Origin of the sequence: Sorangium sp. So ce406, assembly GCF_051474675.1 — a bacterium.
Classification (GTDB): Bacteria; Myxococcota_A; Polyangia; order Polyangiales; family Polyangiaceae; genus Sorangium; species Sorangium cellulosum_G.
In genome coordinates this window covers 5,219,200-5,239,192 of record NZ_CP150340.1, presented here as the reverse complement: position 1 = coordinate 5,239,192, position 19,993 = coordinate 5,219,200, and the positions used below count along the sequence as shown (strand labels likewise).

The window sequence follows — 19,993 nt, the reverse complement described above, 5'->3', positions numbered from 1 at the left end:
CCGCCGGGCTCGTCCGCCCCGCGCGGGGGCCTCCTGCGCCCGGCGCACCGGCCTATCTCGCGGTCTCGACGGCGGCGCCGTGGCCGCTCTGGTTGCTCTCTGACGCCGCCGCGTCTTCCTTGGGCTCGACGCCGTACGTCGCGAGGAGCCGGTTCAGGGCGGCGAGGTACGCCTTCGCGCTGGCGACGAGGATGTCGGTGTCAGCGCCGTGGCCGTGGAAGACGCGCGCGGAGGCGTCGTGCTGCGGGTGCCGCTTGCTCGACGTCACGTCCGCCCGCACGCGGACGCTCACCTCGCCGAGCGCGTCGATGCCCTCGGTCACCGCGTGCACCGAGAACTCGAGGAGGCTGCTCGGCACGCGGACGATCTCGTCGATCGCCCGGTAGGCGGCGTCCACCGGCCCGGTGCCGATCGCGGCGCGCACGTGCAGCGCGCCGTCCGGCCCGCGGAGACGGACCGTGGCCGTGGGCATCCCCGTCGTCCCGCAGGCGACCTGGAGGGCGTCGAGCGTGTAGAGCTCGGCGACCTGCGCCCGCGTGGTCGAGACGATCGCCTCGATGTCCGGATCGGTGACGTGCTTCTTCTTGTCGGCGAGCGCCTTGAAGCTGGCGAACGCCGCCGCGAGCTGGGCCTCGTCGAGGTGGTAGCCGAGCTCCTCGAGCCGGTTGCGGAGCGCGTGCCGGCCCGAGTGCTTGCCGAGGACGAGCCGCGTCTGCGTGACGCCGACCATCTCGGGCCGCATGATCTCGTACGTCTCCTGGTGCTTCAGCATCCCGTCCTGGTGGATGCCGGACTCGTGCGCGAAGGCGTTGGCGCCGACGATCGCCTTGTTGGGCTGGACGTTGAAGCCCGTCGCCGCGCTCACCATGCGGCTCACGGTGGCGATCTGGGTCGTGTCGATCCCGGTGCGCAGCCCGAAGACCGCCCGGCGCGTCGCGAGCGCCATGACGACCTCCTCGAGCGCGGTGTTGCCGGCGCGCTCGCCGATGCCGTTGATGGTCACCTCGGCCTGGCGCGCGCCCGCGCGGATGCCCTCCAGCGCGTTGGCCGTCGCGAGCCCGAGGTCGTTGTGGCAGTGGACCGAGATGATGGCGCGGTCGATCCCCGCGACGTTCTTGCGGATCCCGGCGATGAGCGCGCCGAACTCGCTCGGGATGGTGTACCCGACCGTGTCCGGGATGTTGAGCGTGGTGGCACCGGCGGCGATCGCCGCTTCGAGCACCTGGTAGAGGAACTCCGGCTCGCTCCGGCCGGCGTCCTCGGGGCTGAACTCCACGTCCGCGCACAGGTCGCGCGCGTAGGCGACCATGGCCCGGACGCGATCGAGCACCTCGGCGCGCGTCATCCGGAGCTTGTGCTTGAGGTGGATGTCGCTCGTCGCGAGGAAGGTGTGGATCCGCGGGTGCGCGGCCCGCGAGACGCCCTCCCACGCCTTGTCGATGTCGACCTTCGTTGCGCGGGCGAGGGCGCAGATGATCGGCGGGGTCGCGGCGGGGCGGCCGGGGATGGCGGCCGCGCCGACGCGCTCGGCGATCGTCTGGACGGCGAGCAGGTCGTCGGGGGAAGCGGCGGGGAAGCCCGTCTCGATGACGTCGACGCCGAGCTTCGCCAGCGCGAGCGCGATCTCGAGCTTCTCCGAGGACGTCATCGTCGCGCCGGGCGACTGCTCGCCGTCGCGCAGCGTGGTGTCGAAGATACGGACGTAATCGGACGGGGGCATCGCTTGATTCGCAATCATCTCAGGCATGGTGTTCTCCGCCGCCTCCCACGAGTGGAGAGGCTCAGTCGCCGGGCTTGATGGTGACCGGATCGATGAACGGCATCATCTTGCGCAGGTTGGCGCCCACGACCTCGAGCTTCTGCTCGCGCTCCTTGGCCCGCGTCGCCTCGAACTTCGGCCGGCCCTCCTCGTTCTCCGCGATCCACTTGCGGGCGAACTCGCCGCTCTGGATGTCGGCGAGGATGCGCTTCATCTCCTCGCGCGTCTTGTCGGTGATGACGCGCGGGCCCGAGACGTAGTCGCCGTACTCGGCGGTGTCGCTGATCGAGTACCGCATGTAGTTGAGGCCGCCGCGGTACATGAGGTCGACGATGAGCTTGAGCTCGTGCAGACACTCGAAGTACGCGATCTCCGGCTGGTAGCCGGCGTTCACGAGCGTCTCGAACCCGGCCTTCACGAGCTCGCTGGCGCCGCCGCAGAGCACCGCCTGCTCGCCGAAGAGGTCGGTCTCGGTCTCCTCCGCGAACGTCGTGCAGAGCACGCCGGCGCGCGTCGCGCCGATGCCCTTCGCGTACGCGAGCGCCTGCGCCTCGGCCTTGCCGCTCGCGTCCTGGTGGACGGCGAGCAGCGCCGGGACGCCGCCGCCGGCCTCGTACGTCTCGCGCACCCGGTGCCCGGGGCCCTTCGGCGCGATCATCGAGACGTCGACCGACGCGGGCGGCGTGATCGTGTTGAAGCGGATGTTGAACCCGTGCGCGAACATCAGCGTCTTGCCCGGGCCGAGGTGCGGCGCGATGTGCTCGTTGTAGATGCGCGCCTGCGACGTGTCGGGGGCGAGGATCATGATGACGTCCGCGGCCTTCGCGGCCTCGGACACGGTGGCCACCTGGAGGCCCGCCGCCTGCGCCTTGGGCCGGCTCTTGCTGCCCTCGGGCAGGGCGACGATCACGGTGGCGCCGCTGTCGCGCAGGTTGAGCGCGTGGGCGTGCCCCTGCGAGCCATAGCCTACGATCGCGATCTTCTTGCTCTGGATGAGCGACAGATCCGCGTCGTTATCATAGAAAATTTTCGCCATCTCACTCTCCATTCAACAGGGACCGCACCTCGCGGCTCCCTTCCTTCACGTCATCAGTCATCAGGGCGCGCCGCTGTCGGCCGCGCGCGCAGGCAGCATCGTGTCGAGCCTGGCCTCGGCCTCCTCGGCGCCGCGGGTCATCACGATCATCCCCGTCCGCACCATCTCGATGATCCCGAACGGGCGGAGCACGTCGAGCAGGCCCTCGATCTTGTCGCCGGTCCCGGTGATCTCGATGGTGAGCGCCTCGGGGGCGACGTCGACGGTGCGCGCGCGGAACACCTCGCAGAGCTGGAGCACCTGGGCCCGGGTCGTCGCGTCGGCCCTCACCTTGATCAGCGCGAGGTCGCGCGCGACCGAGGCGGTGTGGGTGACGTCCTGGACCCAGAGGGTGTTGACCAGCTTGTACAGGTTCGCCTCGAGGCGCCGCGCCCCGTCCTCGTCCGCCTCGAGGACCAGGGTGAGGCGCGAGATCCCGGTGATGTGGGTGCGCCCGACGCTCAGCGACTCGATGTTGTACGCGCGACGCCGGAAGAGGGACGCGACGCGGTTGAGCACGCCGGGGCGGTCTTCGACGTAGGCGATGAAGGTGCGCAGGATGGGTCGATCCATGGATGCCTCTTGAAAGTCCCTCTTGTCGGTGGTGCGCCCGGCGCCGGCCGTGACGCGTTCGGACGCGCCCCGCTCGTCCGACGAGCGCGCGCTCGCGCTGGAACGAGCGCTCGGGGCGCGCGCCGCTACGGGTGCGTTCACGGATCCTCCCCGGTCTCCACGATGGGGCTCGGGCGGCGGATCATGTCCTTCAGGTCGGCGCCCGCGGGGACCATCGGATAGACGCTGTCCTCTTGCTCGACGCGGAAGTCGACGACCACGGTGCCCGGCGTCGCGCGGGCGCGCGCCACCGCGTCCGCGATCTCCTCGCGCTTCGTGACGCGGATGCCGGTCAGGCCGTGGGCCTCGGCGAGCTTCACGAAGTCCGGGCTGCGCATCGGGGTCGCCGAGTAGCGCCGGTTGTAGAAGAACTCCTGCCACTGGCGCACCATGCCGAGGTAGCCGTTGTTGATGATGGCCACGTGGACCTTGATGCCCTCCTGCGCGCAGGTCGACAGCTCGCACGCGGTCATCTGGAAGCCGCCGTCGCCGACGACCACCCAGACCTCCTCGTCGGGCTTCGCGAAGCGCGCGCCGATCGCGGCCGGCAGGGCGAAGCCCATCGTGCCGAGCCCGCCGGAGGTGATGAGCTTCCGCGGGTGATCGTGCTTGTAGTACTGCGCTTCCCACATCTGGTGCTGGCCGACGTCGGTTACCACAAGCGCCTTGCCGTCGGTGAGCCGCCAGAGGTCGTGCATCACGTGCGCGGCGTACAATTTCTCGTTGTACGGCAATTGTTGAATGTCACGGACCGCCGAGTCGCCCTTCAGCGCGCCGATGCGCTCGAGCCAGCCGCCCCGGTGGCGCTGCTTGACCCCGGGGATGAGCGACAGGAGCGTGTCCCGGACGTCCCCGACGAGGCCGACGTCGACCTTGACGTTCTTGTTGATCTCGGACCGGTCGATCTCGACGTGGATCTTCTTCGCCTTGACCGCATAGGTCTTGAGGTTGCCGGTCACGCGGTCGTCGAAGCGCATGCCGAGCGCGATGAGGAGGTCGGCCTCCTGGATGGCGTGGTTCACCCACGCCTCGCCGTGCATGCCCATCATGCCGAGGCTGAGCGGGTGGGTCGCCGGGAAGCCGCCGAGGCCGAGGAGCGTCGACGCCACGGGGATGCCCGTCTTCTCCACGAAGGCGAGGAGCTCGCGCGTCGCCTCCGCCCGGACGATGCCCTGACCGGCGAGGATGAGCGGCCGCTCGGCCTCGTCGATGAGCTCGATCGCCTTCTCGATGTCCGTCTGGACGGCGTGGTGGGACGGGCGGTAGCCGGGCAGGCGGACCTCGCCCTTCGGGGGCTCGAAGTCGATCGAGGCCTGCTGGGCGTCCTTGGTGATGTCGACCAGGACGGGGCCCGGGCGGCCGGAGCGCGCGATGTAGAACGCCTCGCGGATGGCGGGGGCGATGTCCTCGACCTCGGTGACGAGGTAGTTGTGCTTGGTGATGGGCAGGGTGACGCCCGTGATGTCGGTCTCCTGGAAGGCGTCGGTGCCGAGCAGCTTGGAGGAGACCTGGCCGGTGATACAGACGATCGGCGACGAGTCGAGCATCGCCGTCGCGATCCCGGTGACGAGGTTCGTCGCGCCCGGGCCCGAGGTGGCGACGCACACGCCGACCTTGCCGGAGGCGCGGGCGTAGCCGTCCGCCATGTGCGCCGCGCCCTGCTCGTGCCGGACGAGGACGTGGCGGATCGGGTAGCCGAGGATCGTGTCGTACGCGGGCATGATCGCGCCGCCCGGATAGCCGAAGACCACGTCCACGCCTTCGCGGACGAGGACTTCCCAGATGATCTGTGCGCCTGTTCGTTTCATAGTCCTGACTCCATCGAGTCGCGCTGGTGAAGCTGCGGGTGGTGGTGGCGCCCTCGGGCGCCGTGGCCGGTGGGTTCCGCCGTGTCTCCGAGGATCAGGGAGCTAGGCGATCGCGCGCTGCAGGTCCTCCCGCGGGCCGTCGCCGCTGGTCTCCTCGCGGCGGATCGCCTCGAGCACCCGCCGCGCGTCGTCGAGCGAGACGACGCGCGAGAAGGCCGGAGCGCTCGCCTGCGCGTTCGAGCCGGCGCGCGCGGAGGGCGGGTCGGAGTGGAACTCGAAGGAGGCCTCGGCCGCGGCGCCGCCCGGGCGCGCGCTTTTCAGGTGCGTCGAGGAGCGCTGGGGCGCACGGACGCCGCCCCCGCTGGCGCGCGCGCGGATCTCGTGGACGAGCGCCTCGAACTCCTCGCGCACGGCGCTCGACGCGACGGGCACGCCACAGCCCGCGGCGACGAGCTCCGCGAGCTCCGCGATGCGCTGGTCGACGGCCTCGCTGGAGGCGTCCTCGCGATTCTTCCTCGAATGTTGTTCCTTGCTCACCTGATCCTCCTTGACGACGGCTGCTCTTCGTGAACCCACAGGCCGAAAAAACGAAAGCCCCCGGACCTTTACGGTGCGGGGGCCTATCTCCATGCTGCCTTGCTCAGAGTGGCGGCCCGCAACCGATCCCAACGCGAATCAGCCCGACGACGACTAGGCTGACGAGCGCAGGAATGGCTAGGCCGGCTAGGAGCCCGACGGACACGCCGATCGCGACGACGAGCGAACGCGTCGCCGAGAGCGCGGACGAAGCGCGATGCACCAGCTTCACAGCGGGGGCCCCATCGCCGGAGGCGTGGGCGCTGGCGGTGCTCATCGACTTCTGCATAGCGTGCGTGCCGTTACCCTACAGAGCTGCTGCGTCGCGTCAAGCTGTTTCTTTACAGATCGCTTGTTTCTGCGGTGTTTCGTGCGGTTTTTTCATACGAGCCAACGCCGCAAACAGGCGTGACGTCCTGCACGAAGCGGCGCCGATCGAGCCGATCGCATGCGCGTGTGTCGCGCGTGCCTGGCTGCGCGGCGGGGCGATCGACGTGCACGGAAGACGTCGAACGACGTGCACGGAAGACGTCGAACGACGTGCACGGAAGACGTCGAACGACGCGTCGAACGACGTGCACGGAAGACGTCCAGCCGCGTGTGCGGAAGACGTCCAGCCGCGTGTGCGGAAGACGTCGAACGAGCTCGAGCCGGGCGGAGCGCGCAAGGAGCGCCGCGCGAAGAGCGCGGACGCAATCGGCCGCGGCGCAGATCCGGAGCGCCGGGGGAGATGTGCGCAAGCGCCGGATGGCGGCTCATGCGCGCCCGACGTGCAGAGTGCTGCCCTGGACCGACTGCGACGGGCCGAGCAGCACCACCATGGACCTGCCATGCAAGCGCATCGCGTGGCGCAGGCGCGGCCTGCTGTTCGTCGGATCTCCTCGCTCGGCTGTCGACGCCGCCGCCGCGCGGCCGCGCTCGCGCTGCTCGCGCTGGGCAGCGCCTCGACCGCCGTCGCCGCCGCGCCATCGCGCCTCGCGGCGCCGGCGCGCGCAGCGGCGCTCGCGCGCGCTCAGCCCGCGCGGCCGGCGCCCGTCGTGCGGCCGTCGCCGCCGCCGCGCCGCGGGGGCGAGCGCCGCGACGCCGCGGCGCCCCGGACGCCGGCGCCCGCGGCCGCCAACCTCGGCACGTTCGTCGAGCTCCGGAACGATTACGTCTCGCGCGGCAGGAACGGCTTCTTCAACGCGGCGGTGATCCGGGGGGACTACGCCTTCGACAGGAGCTTCTCGCTGCGGGCAGACGTGCCGCTCGCCTACGCGGGCGGCCTCGAGGGCGAGCGCAACGTGGGGCTCGGCGACGTGCTGATCCGGCCGCTCGTGCGCGCGATCGGCACGCCGCGGTTCGCGCTGCTCGTCGGCTCGGACCTCGTCCTCGACTCGGCGACGAACCGCGCGCTGGGCTCGGGGAAGAACCAGGTCGCGCCGCTCGTCCAGGCGTACGTCCGCGTGGCGCGGCCGGCGCGGATCGGGCTGCAGCTCCAGCACGCGGTGTCGTTCGGCGGCGATCCGCGGCGGGACGACATCCAGGTGTCCGTGGTGCGGCCCTTCGCGATCGTCGAGCTGCCGCGCGGGTTCTGGGTGGGGCCGGACCAGAGCTTCCAGTTCAACCACCTCGGCGGGCCCCGCGTCGTGTCGACGAGCGTGCTGGAGGTCGGCGCGGAGCTCAGCGAGCGCGTGCAGGTGTACGTCGATCCAGGCATCCAGGTGAGCAGCCGGGGGGCGGTCGACTGGCTGGTGACCGGGGCCGTGCGCTGGGCGTTCCCGCAGCGTGCGCGCGGGCGCTCGGTCGCCGCGGCGCCGGCGCCGCAAGCGGAAGGGGCGACGGGCGAGTAGGCGCGCTTCGCGGACGCGCCGGCGTCCGGACGCGCTCGGCGGCGCTGCGCGCCGGCCGGCGGGACGGCCGCCAGGGATGTCAGAACAGCGGTCTCCGGGCCTCGAAGCGGCGAATCCTTGACCCGGGTCGTCGTCCTGAGCCTGATCCCTGTTCGCATCCATGCTTTCACGAGATCCGTTGCTTCTGCTCTCCGCCACGCGGCTGGCCGCGCTGATCCGCGCCCGGGCCGTCACGTCGGCCGAGGTGGTGGAGACCCATATCCGACACATCGAGCGCGTGAACCCGACGCTCAACGCGGTGGTGGCGGACCGGTTCGACGCCGCCCGCGCCGAGGCGCGCGCGGCCGACGCGCTGCTTGACCGGGGCGAGCCCGCGGGCGCGCCGCCGTTCCTCGGCGTGCCGTGCTCCATCAAGGAGAGCTTCGCCGTCGCCGGCATGCCGAACTCCGCGGGGCTCGTCGCCCGCGCCGGCGTGCGCGCGGCGGAGGACGCGGTGACGGTCGCGCGCCTGCGCGCCGCCGGCTTCATCCCGCTCGGCGTCACCAACGTGTCGGAGCTCTGCATGTGGATGGAGACGAACAACCGGCTCTACGGCCGCACCAACAACCCCTACGATCCGGCGCGCACCGCGGGCGGCAGCTCGGGCGGAGAGGCCGCGGTGGTCGGCGCCGGCGGCGCGCCGATCGGGCTCGGCTCGGACATCGGCGGATCGATCCGGATGCCCGCGTTCTTCAACGGCGTCTTCGGCCACAAGCCGACCGGCGGGCTCGTGCCGACGTCGGGGCAGTTCCCGCTGCCGGGCGAGCGGGGGCTCCGCTTCATGACGTCGGGGCCGATCGCGCGGCGCGCCGAGGATCTCATGCCGGTGCTCCGCGTCCTCGCGGGCCCCGACGCGGGCGATCCGAGCTGCGCGCCGATGCCGCTCGGCGACCCGGCCGCGGTCGACCTCGCCGGGCTGACGGTGCTCTCGATCGAGCACGACGGCGTCCGCGCGGTGAGCGATGATCTGCTGGCCGCGCAGCGGAGGGCCGCGGAGGCGCTCGCGGCGCGGGGGGCGACGGTCCGCGAGGGACGCGTCGAGCTGCTCGCGCGCGCGCTCGACATCTGGACCGCGATGCTGGCCGTGGCGGGCGGCGTCACGTTCCGGTCGCTCCTCGGGGACGGCCGTCCGGTCAGCCTGCCGCGCGAGCTCGCCCGCTGGTCGACGCGCCGCTCGGCGCACACGCTGCCCGCGCTCGGGCTGACGCTGCTGGAGGACATCGGCAAGCGGCTCCCGGCGCGCATCGAGCGCGCCGTGGAGCTCGGCAAGGCGCTCCGGGCCGAGCTCGTGGCGCGCATCGGCGAGCGGGGCGTGATGCTCTACCCGACGTACCCGAGGCCCGCGCCGCGGCACTACGCGCCGCTCCTGCCGCCCTTCCAGTGGACGTACACCGCGGTGCTCAACGTCATGGAGATGCCGGCGACGCAGGTCCCGCTGGGGCTCAACGAAGAGGGGCTTCCGCTTGGCGTCCAGGTCGCGGCGATCCACGGCAACGACCACGTGACGATCGCGGTGGCGCAGCACCTGGAGCGCTCGTTCGGCGGCTGGGTCCCGCCGTCTTTGTCGTGGTGCCGACGGTGACGTTCCCGCCCGCGGTCGTGGTATCAAGGCTGCCCCCATGAGCAGCAGCGACCGCACGTACGATGTGATCGTCTTCGGCGCGACCGGCTTCACCGGTCGTCTCGTCGCCGAGTATCTCGCCACCAAGGGCAAGGACACCTCCGCCGGTGAGGCCGCGGCGCGGCCCGTTCGCTGGGCGATCGCCGGGCGGAACGCGGGGCGCCTCGCCGAGGTGAAGGCGGCGATGGAGGCGATCGATCCGGTCTGCTCCGCGGTGGGGGTCATCGAGGCGACCTCGGAGGACGCGGCGTCGCTCGAACGCATGGCCAGCCAGGCGCGCGTCGTCCTCACCACGGTCGGCCCTTACTCGACGCGCGGCGAGCCGCTGGTCGAGGCGTGCATCCGCGCGGGCACCGACTACGCGGACCTCACCGGCGAGCCCGAGTTCGTCGACCGCCTGCTCGACCGACACCACGAGGCCGCCCGCGCGCGGGGCGTGCGGATCGTCAACTGCTGCGGCTTCGACAGCATCCCGCACGACCTCGGCGTGCTCTTCACGGTGACGAAGCTCCCGGCGGGAGAGCCGATCGTGGTCGAGGGCGTGGTGCGCGCGCACGGGAGCTTCTCGGGCGGCACCTGGCAGTCGCTGATCGAGATCGTGGCGCAGGCGCGCCGCAGGAAGCGCGAGGCAGGCAAGGAGCAGGAGCACGGGGCGCGCAAGGCGCGTGGGCTCAAGGCGCGCATCCGCTACGAGAAGGGGCTGCGCGCCTGGGTCTGCCCGATGCCGAGCATCGACCCGCAGGTCGTGCTGCGGAGCGCGCGGGAGCTCGACGTCTACGGCCCCGACTTCCAGTACGGTCATTACATGCAGGTCAAATCCGGGCTGCAGCTCGTGATCGGGATCGCTGGCCTCGGCGCCGTCGCGGCGCTCGCCAAGGTCGGGCCGACGCGGGAGCTGCTCCGCAAGGTGCGCAGCCCGGGGGAGGGGCCGAGCGCGGAGGAGCGGGCGCGGAGCTGGTTCCAGGTGACGTTCGAGGGGAAGAGCGCGTCGCGCCGGGTGGTGACGCGGGTGAGCGGCGGGGATCCGGGCTACTCGGAGACGGCGAAGATGGTGGCGGAGTCGGCGCTCTGCATGGCGTTCGATCGCGAGCGGCTGCCGGCGCGCGCCGGGGTCCTCACGCCGGCCGTCGCGATGGGGGAGCGGCTCATCGAGCGGCTGCAGGCGGCGGGGATCCGGTTCGAGCTCCTGGAAGGGTGAGATGACCGGGCCGGTGGGGTACGCTGCCCTGGCGTGACCGGCGCGGACGAGAAACGGCTCGGCGGGGAGGCTGCGGGGGTCCCGTTGCCTGTTCGAGGGAACGTCGCGCCCGCCGTGAGCGACTGCGGCCTGACGAGCACGCTGTTGGCCGGGCAAGGGAGCGCGGGGTGGGCTACCCGCGATCCGCGCGCGCCGGAGCCCGCCCCGGACAGGACGGCGCCTTCGCGCCGGGGATCGACCGAAGAGGCCTCCGTGCTGCCGCTCACCGCCGGCAGCACGATCGGGCATTACGAGCTCATCCGCGAGCTCGGCCGGGGCGGCATGGGCACCGTCTTCCTGGCCCGCGATCTCCGGCTGGGCCGCCTCGTCGGCATCAAGGTCGTCACCAGCCTGAGCGGCGTCCGGCTGCAGCGCTTCCTGGTCGAGGCCCGCGCGACCGCGCTCTGCAAGCACGAGAACATCGTGACCATCCACGATGTGAACGAGCACGACGGATACCCGTACATGGTGCTCGAGTACATCGAAGGGCAGAGCCTCCGCGCCTGGATGGAGCAGCGAAGACCCCCCGGCGCCGGTGAAGGGGTCGCGACGGCGCCGGTGTCCGCGAGCGCGGCCGTGGAGATGATGGTGCCCGTGGTGCGCGCCCTCTCGTGCGCTCACAAGCTCGGCATCGTGCACCGCGATCTCAAGCCCGAGAACATCATGCTGGAGGCGTCCGGCGCGATCAAAGTGCTCGATTTCGGCATCGCCAAGCTGCTCGACACGGACGCCGGCGGCGCGGTCGAGCGCCCTCCCGCCTCGCTGAGAACGACCCTGACGCGCGAGGGCGCGATGATGGGGACGATACCGTACATGTCCCCGGAGCAGTGGACCGGGGAGGGGATCGATCACGCCAGCGACATCTGGGCCGTGGGCATCATGCTCCACGAGCTCGTCACCGGCGCGCACCCGCTCGCGCCGGTGACGGTGCACAGCCTCATGCAGGTCGCCGCGCTCGATCAGCCCATGCCCGAGCTCGACGAGGCGCGCCCCGACCTGGGGCCGCTCGCCGGGATCGTCGATCGCTGCCTGCGCAAGCGGAAGGCCGAGCGCACCGCCTCCGCGCAGCAGCTGCTCTCGGAGCTCTTGCCGCTCCTGCCCGGGCGACACGAGATCGTCCTCGGGGCCGACGAGAGCCCCTTCGCCGGTCTGTCGGCGTTCCAGGAGGCAGACGCGGACCGCTTCTTCGGCCGCGCGGAGGACGTCGCGAGCATGGTGACGCGCCTCCGGAGCCAGCCGCTGCTCGCGATCGTCGGCGCGTCGGGGGTGGGGAAGTCGTCGCTCGTGAGGGCGGGGATCGTCCCGGCGCTCAAGCGTTCGGGCGCAGGGTGGGAGTCGCTCATCCTCCGGCCAGGGCGCGAGCCGATGGCGGCGCTCGCCGATCTGCTCAGCCACCCCTCGTTGATGTCGAAGGGGGGCTCGGAGCGCCCCGCGCCCCTCGACGGCGAGGACGCGCGCGGGCGCCTGCTCGATCGGCTGCGGGCCGAGCCGGGCTACCTGGGGGCCGAGCTGCGCGCGTGGTCGGCCCGCAAGCAGCGTCGCGTCGCGCTCTTCGTCGATCAGTTCGAGGAGCTCTACACGCTCTCCTGCGATGCCGGCGAGCGCGCCGCGTTCCTCTCGTGCCTCGGCGGCGTCGCCGACGACGCCTCCTCACCGCTGCGCGTGATCCTGTCCCTGCGGTCGGATTTCATCGAGCGGGTGGCCGAGGACAGGCACTTCATGGCGGCAGTGACCCGCGGGCTCGTGGTCCTGCCGCCGATCGGCCGCGCGGGGCTGCGCGAGGCGCTGACCCGGCCTGTCCAGGCGGCCCGTTACGAGATCGAGGATCCGGCGCTGGTCGAGGGCATCCTGGACGTGCTGGAGACGACCCGCGGCGCGCTGCCGCTCTTGCAGTTCATGGCGGCGCGCTGGTGGGACCTGCGCGACCGCGGGCGCCGGCTCCTGACGCGGGAGAGCTACGAGGCCATCGGCGGCGTGGCGGGCACGCTCGCGAGCCACGCCGACACCGTGCTGGCCGGGATGAGCGTCCGCCAGGCGAAGCTCTGCCGGGCCGTGTTCGAGCGCCTCGTCACGCCCGAGCGCACGAGGGCCATCGCGAGCCTGAGGGAGCTCCGCGAGCTGCCGGGCGACCCGGACGAGCTCGAGGGCGTCGTCCAGGTCCTCTCGGACGCGCGGCTCCTGGCCGTCGAGCGCGGGCGCGACGACGCCGGCAGCACGGTGGAGATCGTGCACGAGTCGCTCATCGAGCGCTGGCCGACCCTGCTGCGCTGGCTCGACGAGAACCAGAAGGACGCGGCGTTCCTCGACAAGCTGCGTGTGGCGGCCAGGCAATGGGAGTCGAGCGGCTCTGCCGACGACACCGTCTGGCGCGGCAAGCTCGCCGAGGAGGCGCGCCATTTCCGCGAGAGCTACTATCATCAGGGGCAGTTGCCCGCGCGCGAGCAGCGCTATCTGGACGCCGTGCTCCGGCTGGCGAGCCAGGCGCAGCGGAGGAAGCGCACGCTGATCGTCGGGGTGATGGCGGGCCTCGCGCTGCTGGTCGCCGGGGCGACGCTGGGGATCATCAAGGTGGTCCGCCAGAACCGGGTGATCACCGCGCAGCTCGAGGAGATCCGCCAGACCGAGTACAACCTCGAGATGGCGCTCGCCAGCGAGCGGGCGGCGCGAGAGGCCGCCGAGAGGGCCCGGCAGGACGTGGAGGACCAGCGGAAGCGCGACGAGCTCCTGCAGAGGGACGTCGAGGAGCGGAGGGCCATGGAGGCCGAGCACGAGCGTCGCAGCCGGGAGCCGTTGGAGCGGCCCGGCCCGCGGTCCGTGGAGAGCCTCGGGGAGGGGCCCCGGTAGCGGGCGCCTGGCGCGCCGAGCCGGCGCGGCGGCCTGGGAGCGCCTGGCCGGCAGCCTGGTTTGGTAGGATGGTCCCGTGCATCGCGAGACCTGGATCTTCGGCTACGGGTCGCTGATCTGGCGGCCGGCTTTTCGCTTCGAGCAGATGGCGCCCGGGTACATCACGGGGTGGGCGCGCCGCTTCTGGCAGGGCTCCACCGATCACCGCGGCGTCCCCGGCGCGCCGGGCCGGGTGGTCACGCTCATCCCCGAGCCAGGCGCGCGCTGCTGGGGGATGGCCTACCGGGTCGCCGAGCCCGAGCTCGACGAGGTGCTCCGCGCGCTCGATCACCGCGAGAAGGGCGGCTATGCCCGCCACGACATGCCGCTTTTCATCGCGGACGACACGGCGTCTCGCGCGGCGCGGACAGCCATCGTCTACATGGCGACTCCGGACAACCCGGACTACCTCGGTGAGGCGCCGCTCCCCGCGATCGTCGCGCAGGTGCTCGCGTCCCACGGTCCGAGCGGCTCCAACGTCGAGTACGTCCTGCGCCTCGCCGAGTCCCTCGCGGCCATGGACGCCGATGACGCTCACGTGGCCGAGCTCGCGAGGCTCATCCGCGCCCAGGAGCGGGCCGCGATGTGCCGCTCGGACCCTCCAGCGCGCGGATCGACCTCCACCCCCGTCGCCGAGACATCGCTCTAGCGAGCGCTCCTCGCCGAGCTGGTGGTCCAGCGATCCCCCCGCGGGGCCGGCCCCCCCGGCCCTCCCGCTCCCCGGCCCCCCCGGGCGTTTCCACGCTCGCTCAGTTCACGTCGCTGCTGCCACCGCCACCGTCGGCTCCGCCGCCGTCCGCCCCCCCGTGATCCGCGACCCCGTTGGTCCCGTCCGCGGCCGGCGGCGTCGATCCGCCGCTCTCCGCCGCCTCCGCCGCCTCCGCCGCGAACGCCTCGACCGCGACCACCCGCTCGTCCTGGCCCACATGCATGATCCGCACGCCTTGCGCGTTGCGCCCCGTCTCGCGGATCTCGCTCGCCTTGGTGCGGATCATCTGCCCGCGGTCGGTCACGATCAGCACCTCGTCGCTCGGGCTCACCATGGCCACCCCGACGACCGGCCCGTTCCGCTCGCTCGCGTCGATCAGGATCACGCCCTTGCCGCCGCGGCTCTGGAGCCGGAACTCCTCGAGCGCCGTCTGCTTGCCGTAGCCGCGCTCGCACACCGTGAGCACCCGGTCGCGCCCGTCGCCGCTCACGCCGAGGCCCACCACCACGTCGCCGTCGTCGAGCTCGATGCCCTTCACGCCCATCGTGGCGCGGCCCGTCGGGCGCACCTGGTCCTCGGGGAAGCGGATGCTCATCCCGCTCCGCGTCGCGATCACGAGCTCGCGCTTGCCGTCGGTCAGCGCCGCCGTGAAGAGCTGGTCGCCCTCCTCGATGCGCACGCCGATGATCCCCTTGTCCCTGTAGTTCTCGTACTCGTTGAGCGCCGTCTTCTTGATCTGCCCGCGGCGGGTCAGCGTCACCACGAACGTCTCGCCGTCGAAGCTCGGCACCGGCGTGATCGCCGCGACCTTCTCCCCCGGCTCCATCCCGACGAAGTTCACGATCGCCCGGCCCTTCGCGTTCCTCGGCGCCTGCGGGATCTCGTAGACCTTCTTGACGAAGACCTTGCCCTTGTCGCTGAAGAAGAAGACGTACGAGTGCGTCGACGCCACGAAGAGCTGGCTCACCCAGTCCTCCTCGCGCGCCTCCATCCCCACCATCCCCTTGCCGCCGCGGCGCTGCGCCCGGTAGGTCGAGGTCGGCGTCCGCTTCAGGTAGCCGGCGTGCGAGATGGTCACGACCATGTCCTCTTCCTGGATCAGGTCCTCCATCTGGATCTCGGCCTCGGCCGGCACGATCTCGGTGCGCCGCTTGTCGCCGAAGCGCGCCTTGATCTCCTCGAGCTCCATCACGATCACGTTCATGAGCAGCCCCATGTCCGCGAGGATCGCCCGGAGCCGCTCGATCGTCTGCGACAGCTCGCCGTACTCCTTCGCGAGCTTCTCCCGCTCGAGGCCGGTCAGGCGCGAGAGCCGCATCTCGAGGATCGCCTTGGCCTGCCGCTCCGACAGGAAGTAGTCGCCGCGCCCGTCCGCCTCGACGCACTCGGGCTCCGGGCGGCCGGCGCGCCGGAGGAACTCGCCGAGCCCGCGCAGCGGCAGCTTCTGCAGGTTCTCCCGCGCCTCGTCCGTGTCGCTCGAGGCCCGGATCGTCGCGACGATCCGATCGATGTCGCTCGTCGCCATCCCGAGCCCCTCGACGAGCTCGCGCTGCGACTCGGCCTGCCGGAGCTCGAAGCGGCAGCGCCGCGTCACGACCTCGCGCCGGTGCTCGATGAAGTGCGAGAGCGTGTCCTTCAGGCTCAGCACGGCCGGGCGCCCGTTCGCGATCGACAGGTTGATCACGCCGAACGTCGCCTGGAGATCCGTCAGCCGGTAGAGCTGGTTCAGGACCACCTGCGGGAAGATGTCCTTCTTCAGCTCGACGACGATGCGCATCCCCTCGCGATCGCTCTCGTCGCGCACCTCGCTGATCCCCTCGATGCGCTTCTCCTTCATGCACTCGGCGATCTTCGCGACCAGCCGGGCCTTGTTCACCTGGTAGGGGATCTCGGTGAAGACGAGCTGCTCGCGGTCGCCCTTCATCGTCTTCTCGACCTGGCTGCGCCCGCGCATCGTGATCGAGCCGCGGCCGGTCGTGTACGCCTGCACGATCCCGCTCTTGCCGTAGATGAGGCCGCCGGTCGGGAAGTCGGGCCCCGGGACGAGGTGGAGCAGCTCCTCCAGCGTGATGTCGGGGTTGCGGATGATGGCGATCGTCGCGTCGATGATCTCGCCGAGGTTGTGCGGCGGGATGTTCGTCGCCATGCCGACGGCGATGCCGCCGGAGCCGTTCACGAGGAGCTGCGGGAACTTGGCCGGCAGGACGCTCGGCTCGAGCTCCGAGTCGTCGTAGTTCGGGACGAAGTCGACCGTGTCCTTGTCGAGGTCGGCGAGCAGCTCGACGGCCATGCGCGACAGGCGCGACTCCGTGTACCGCATGGCCGCGGGCGAGTCGCCGTCGACCGAGCCGTAGTTGCCCTGCCCGTCGATGAGCGGGTAGCGCAGGCTGAAGGTCTGCCCCATGCGGACGAGCGCGTCGTAGACCGCGAGATCGCCGTGGGGGTGGTACTTGCCGAGGACGTCTCCGACGACGCGCGCGCACTTCTTGTGCGCGCCGCCGGGGCCGATCTTCTGCTCGTTCATCGAGTAGAGGATCCGGCGGTGCACCGGCTTGAGGCCGTCGCGCACGTCCGGGATCGCGCGGCCGATGATCACGCTCATCGCGTAGTCGAGGTAGCTCGTCCGGAGCTCGTCCTGGATGCTGACCGGGACCTTCTGCTGGATGTTCGACGTCTCTTCCATGGGATCTGCACCCGAGGCGCGGGGGCGAGCGCGGCGCGCGCGGCCCCGTCGTAGAGGCCCATCCCAGCGCGGCTCGAGCGTCGAGCGGGTCGGCGGAGGCGCCTCTGGCCTCTATCGACGAGCGACGAGGTCGAGTTCAGCCTCCGCCGCGCGCCCTTGACCCGCGCTGTTCAGGGGATGCGACGGATGCGTTCAGGTACTCCAAGGGGCAGGCCGGCGCAAAGGGTTTGCCGGCCCCGGAGCGTCTGTGGCGAGCGGGACGCGCGGGCGGGACGCGCTGGCGGGACGCGCGGGCGGATCGAGGCTGCGCCGGAGGCTCAGGGGAGGCGGGTGCACGCGGCGCGGGTCGTCGCGCCGGGGCGGACCTCCCCGCGGCAGGTCGCGGAGAGCGCCGCGGCCCCCTTGGCGTCGCGCACCTCGACCGTGGCCTCGTACGCGCCCGGGGCGAGCGCCTGCAGGAGCGCGCGATCGCCGCAGGGCACGGGGCCGACCTCGAGTGTCTCCGCCCCGGGCTGGTCGCCCGCGGGCAGCGGCACGCTCGCGGTGTAGGTGGACGCAGCCGCGCCGCAGGCGAGGTCCTCCTCGGCGAGGAGCGCGCCCAGGTCGAGCTCGAGCGCGCCCGTCGCGGACAGCGCGTCGCAGGTCGCCGTCACGGTGACGCCCTCGCTCGCCGCGGCGAAGCAGCTCGCCGCGAACAGGAGGTCGCCCGCGGCGTCGTTCGCCTCCAGGCGGAAGACGTAAGCGCGCCCCGGGTCGACGCCGAGGTCGTAAACGACCGGCTCGGCGGCCGGGCAGCCGACCCCGAGCACCGGCGCCAGCGCGCCGTCCTGGGGGACGATGTCGAACGACGCGATCGCGCCGTCGTCGCCCTCGCAGCGCAGCGCGCCGAGCGCGCTCGCCGGGTCGATCACGATGGCCGAGCCCGCCGGGTCGATGGGCGTCGTCAGCGGAGCGCAGCCCTGGACGACGACGTTGACGCCCGTGGCCGCCACGAGCTTGTCGGCGGCGTCCGCGGCGTCAGGGCCGGGGCACCCCCACGTCCAGCGCGGCGCGACCGGGGCCCCGTCGAGGAGCATGTGGCGGCTGCCGGACGTCTCGTCGCCGACCGGCGTGAGCTCCTCGGCGTACTGCTCGTAGCCGTCGATCCTCGCCGTGTACTCGTGCCCCGCGACGACGTGGGTGAACGACACGCGCGACGAGCAGGGGATCGGCGGGGACGAGGCGAGGGTGAACGGCCCGCCGGCCGCGCTCTCGTCCGTGAGCGTCGCGACGTAGCTGCGGATCGCCCCCGGCTCGTTCGAGCACCGCACGTCGCCCAGGAAGGCGAGCGGGTCGATGGTGAGCGACGTCCGGATCGGCTGGTCGTCGTCGGCAGCGCCGGTCCCCTCGTCGCAGGCCCCGAGCGCGAGCGCGAGGGCGCCGAGCGCAGCCGCGCGGCGGCCGGTCAGGGCGAGAGAGAGGAGGGAGGCGTCCCGGCGACGCGCGCCGAACCAGGTTTCGAGAGCAGCACGAGCTCGGCCCATCGGCAGGGGGCACTAGTCCAAGCCGGGGAACGGCGCCACCTGAAACGCGGCGCCGTGCGCGGGGAGGGCGGCGACCGGAGCGCGCTCCCCACCGGGCCGTGCGCTCTGGCCGGCGCGCGGCTTCGGTCAGCGGCGCCACCCCGGCGCGAGAGCGCCCGCCGCGTCGCCTGGCCGCCGCCAGAACGGCTCGCCGGCCTCGTGCGACCTGAACGTTCGTGTCCCGGGCGCCGTCGCGATGTCCGTCTGTTGGCAGATCGCGAGTTCAGAAGTGGGGCGCGCTGGATGCGTGGAGTTTATGCCGGTTTATGGCCATTGATTGTCGAGAAAGTTCCTGTTCAGCCACGGGCTCCAGCGCCGGTGTCTTGATCGCGTCTGCCCTCTCCGAGCAACCGGCGTGAGCGACGCGCAGCAGAGCATATTGTGCTTCGCTGTCTGAGGTTGCCAAGCAAAGCGCCCGCGTCGTCACGTATTTCAGCGTCGGAGTTGAGCACAGTCCTGCTTTCTTCAACCGGCGTGAGTGACGATAGAGCTCCTCACCCATGGGCAAACGCAGCCGGCGTGAGCGACGTGGCAAGCGTTGAAACGGGCGCCTCGAGGACGAGGTCTCGTGGAGATCGCGATGCCTTAGGACCAAACAGGTCGAAACCCCGAGAAAACGAACCACAGAGGCACAGAGGGCACAGAGTTTTTGTTGTTGTTCCTCTGTGCCCTCTGTGCCTCTGTGGTTCAAATCTCTTCATTCCTGGGTGTTTCAAGCCGATCGGCGCTCTAGGGATCCGCGGAGCCGCCAGCTCCGCCGCCGCCGCCGTCCGCGCTGCTGCCGCCGCCGCCCCCCTCCGCGCTGCTGCCGCCGCCCCCCTCCGCGCTAATGCCGCCAGCGCCACCGCCACTCCCGTCCGCGCTGCTGCCGCCCGCGCCACCGCCGCCGGGGGTCGCCGCGGGCTGATCCGTCCCGACGAACGCGCACGCTTCGAGCGCGTGAGCCCGCTGGGTGATCACATCGCAGGGGCTGATCGAGCCGTCCTCACCGGCCGCGAGCTCGGCGGCGCACTCCGCCATGGAAGCGACCTTGTCGCTCGCGCACGCGCGCGTCGCGCCGACCGCGTCGACGCAGGCCTGGACCTGGGCGTCCGCCGGCTCCGCCAGCGCGGCGCCGGTGCCCGTGCTGGTCGTGACCCCCTTGATGCCGTGCAGGCACTGGTCCCAGTAGAACTCGACGCAGGTCTTCACCCGCTCGTCGGCGCTGGCCGTTCCAACCCACTCCGGGCACACGGCGGCGGCCTCGCACCGGGCCGTCTCGATCCGCCGGCAGGCGTCGACGCCCACGGCGTCGTTGCCGCAGCTCTGCGCTGCGAGGATCACGGCCCCGAGGCCGAGCAACCCGGCCGCGGCCCAGGGCGCGGAGCTCCGCCTCGCGGCGGAGAAGACGGCGAGCGCAGGTGAACGCACCCGGCGGAGCTACCACGTGGCCACCGGGGGCGTCGAGTTTTCGGCCGCCCATACGCCCGCAGGAGGGCGACGGACGCGCCGGCGCAGCGCACACAGCGCCCCGCCGGCGAACCGCGTTCAGGCCGGAGCGAGCACGACCGGGCCGACGCGGCCGCCGGGGCGACGTCGGCGGCGCGCCCGCGCCGAC

General features: G+C 71.9%; 14 protein-coding genes. 5 read left to right on the top strand and 9 right to left on the bottom strand.

The annotated features are described in order from the left end of the window. Positions 1 to 52: 52 nt before the first annotated feature. From WME96_RS19170 to WME96_RS19145, 6 genes are all read right to left on the bottom strand, one after another. Positions 53 to 1,747: a 2-isopropylmalate synthase gene (locus WME96_RS19170; protein WP_437291553.1), complete on the bottom strand. Its 1,695-nt coding sequence runs from the start codon at positions 1,745 to 1,747 to the stop codon at positions 53 to 55. Positions 1,748 to 1,781: 34 nt separating this feature from the next. Beyond that, on the bottom strand, positions 1,782 to 2,795 hold the full coding sequence (gene ilvC, locus WME96_RS19165) for a ketol-acid reductoisomerase (protein ID WP_061617959.1): 1,014 nt from the start codon (positions 2,793 to 2,795) through the stop codon (positions 1,782 to 1,784). Between the two features lie 60 nt (positions 2,796 to 2,855). Next, positions 2,856 to 3,407 carry an acetolactate synthase small subunit gene (ilvN, locus tag WME96_RS19160; RefSeq protein ID WP_061607027.1) on the bottom strand — a complete coding sequence of 184 codons (552 nt, stop codon included), beginning with the start codon at positions 3,405 to 3,407 and terminating at the stop codon, positions 2,856 to 2,858. Between the two features lie 137 nt (positions 3,408 to 3,544). Next, a complete protein-coding gene (gene ilvB / locus WME96_RS19155; RefSeq protein ID WP_433936950.1) occupies positions 3,545 to 5,254 on the bottom strand; it encodes a biosynthetic-type acetolactate synthase large subunit in 1,710 nt (569 codons plus the stop codon). 102 nt (positions 5,255 to 5,356) lie between these two features. Continuing rightward, the gene (locus tag WME96_RS19150; protein ID WP_437291552.1) at positions 5,357 to 5,791 is read right to left on the bottom strand and encodes a hypothetical protein; all 435 of its coding nucleotides are present in this window, start codon (positions 5,789 to 5,791) and stop codon (positions 5,357 to 5,359) included. A 103-nt stretch (positions 5,792 to 5,894) separates the two neighbouring features. Further along, positions 5,895 to 6,107, bottom strand: coding sequence for a hypothetical protein (locus tag WME96_RS19145; protein ID WP_437291551.1), 213 nt, complete (start codon positions 6,105 to 6,107; stop codon positions 5,895 to 5,897). A 553-nt stretch (positions 6,108 to 6,660) separates the two neighbouring features. Between WME96_RS19145 and WME96_RS19140 the strand changes: the two genes are divergently transcribed. From WME96_RS19140 to WME96_RS19120, 5 genes are all read left to right on the top strand, one after another. Beyond that, positions 6,661 to 7,662 carry a hypothetical protein gene (locus tag WME96_RS19140; RefSeq protein ID WP_437291550.1) on the top strand — a complete coding sequence of 334 codons (1,002 nt, stop codon included), beginning with the start codon at positions 6,661 to 6,663 and terminating at the stop codon, positions 7,660 to 7,662. 160 nt (positions 7,663 to 7,822) lie between these two features. Then, positions 7,823 to 9,283, top strand: a complete 1,461-nt coding sequence (locus WME96_RS19135) for an amidase (protein ID WP_437291549.1) — start codon at positions 7,823 to 7,825, stop codon at positions 9,281 to 9,283. A 37-nt stretch (positions 9,284 to 9,320) separates the two neighbouring features. After that, complete coding sequence (locus WME96_RS19130) at positions 9,321 to 10,520, top strand: saccharopine dehydrogenase family protein (protein ID WP_437291548.1); 1,200 nt, start codon at positions 9,321 to 9,323, stop codon at positions 10,518 to 10,520. A 252-nt stretch (positions 10,521 to 10,772) separates the two neighbouring features. Continuing rightward, entirely contained in the window at positions 10,773 to 13,403 is a 2,631-nt protein-coding gene (locus tag WME96_RS19125) for an nSTAND1 domain-containing NTPase (RefSeq protein ID WP_437291547.1), read from the top strand. Positions 13,404 to 13,479: 76 nt separating this feature from the next. Further along, positions 13,480 to 14,091: a gamma-glutamylcyclotransferase gene (locus tag WME96_RS19120; RefSeq protein WP_437291546.1), complete on the top strand. Its 612-nt coding sequence runs from the start codon at positions 13,480 to 13,482 to the stop codon at positions 14,089 to 14,091. A gap of 100 nt (positions 14,092 to 14,191) precedes the next feature. Here the strand turns inward: WME96_RS19120 and gyrA are convergent, their stop codons facing one another. The 3 genes from gyrA to WME96_RS19105 form a co-directional block, all read right to left on the bottom strand. Continuing rightward, a complete protein-coding gene (gene gyrA, locus WME96_RS19115) occupies positions 14,192 to 16,834 on the bottom strand; it encodes a DNA gyrase subunit A (protein ID WP_433936943.1) in 2,643 nt (880 codons plus the stop codon). Between the two features lie 317 nt (positions 16,835 to 17,151). Then, positions 17,152 to 18,357 (bottom strand): hypothetical protein, encoded by a 1,206-nt coding sequence (locus WME96_RS19110; protein ID WP_437291545.1) that lies wholly within the window; start codon positions 18,355 to 18,357, stop codon positions 17,152 to 17,154. Between the two features lie 768 nt (positions 18,358 to 19,125). Next, on the bottom strand, positions 19,126 to 19,806 hold the full coding sequence (locus tag WME96_RS19105; RefSeq protein ID WP_437291544.1) for a hypothetical protein: 681 nt from the start codon (positions 19,804 to 19,806) through the stop codon (positions 19,126 to 19,128). Positions 19,807 to 19,993 lie beyond the last annotated feature (187 nt).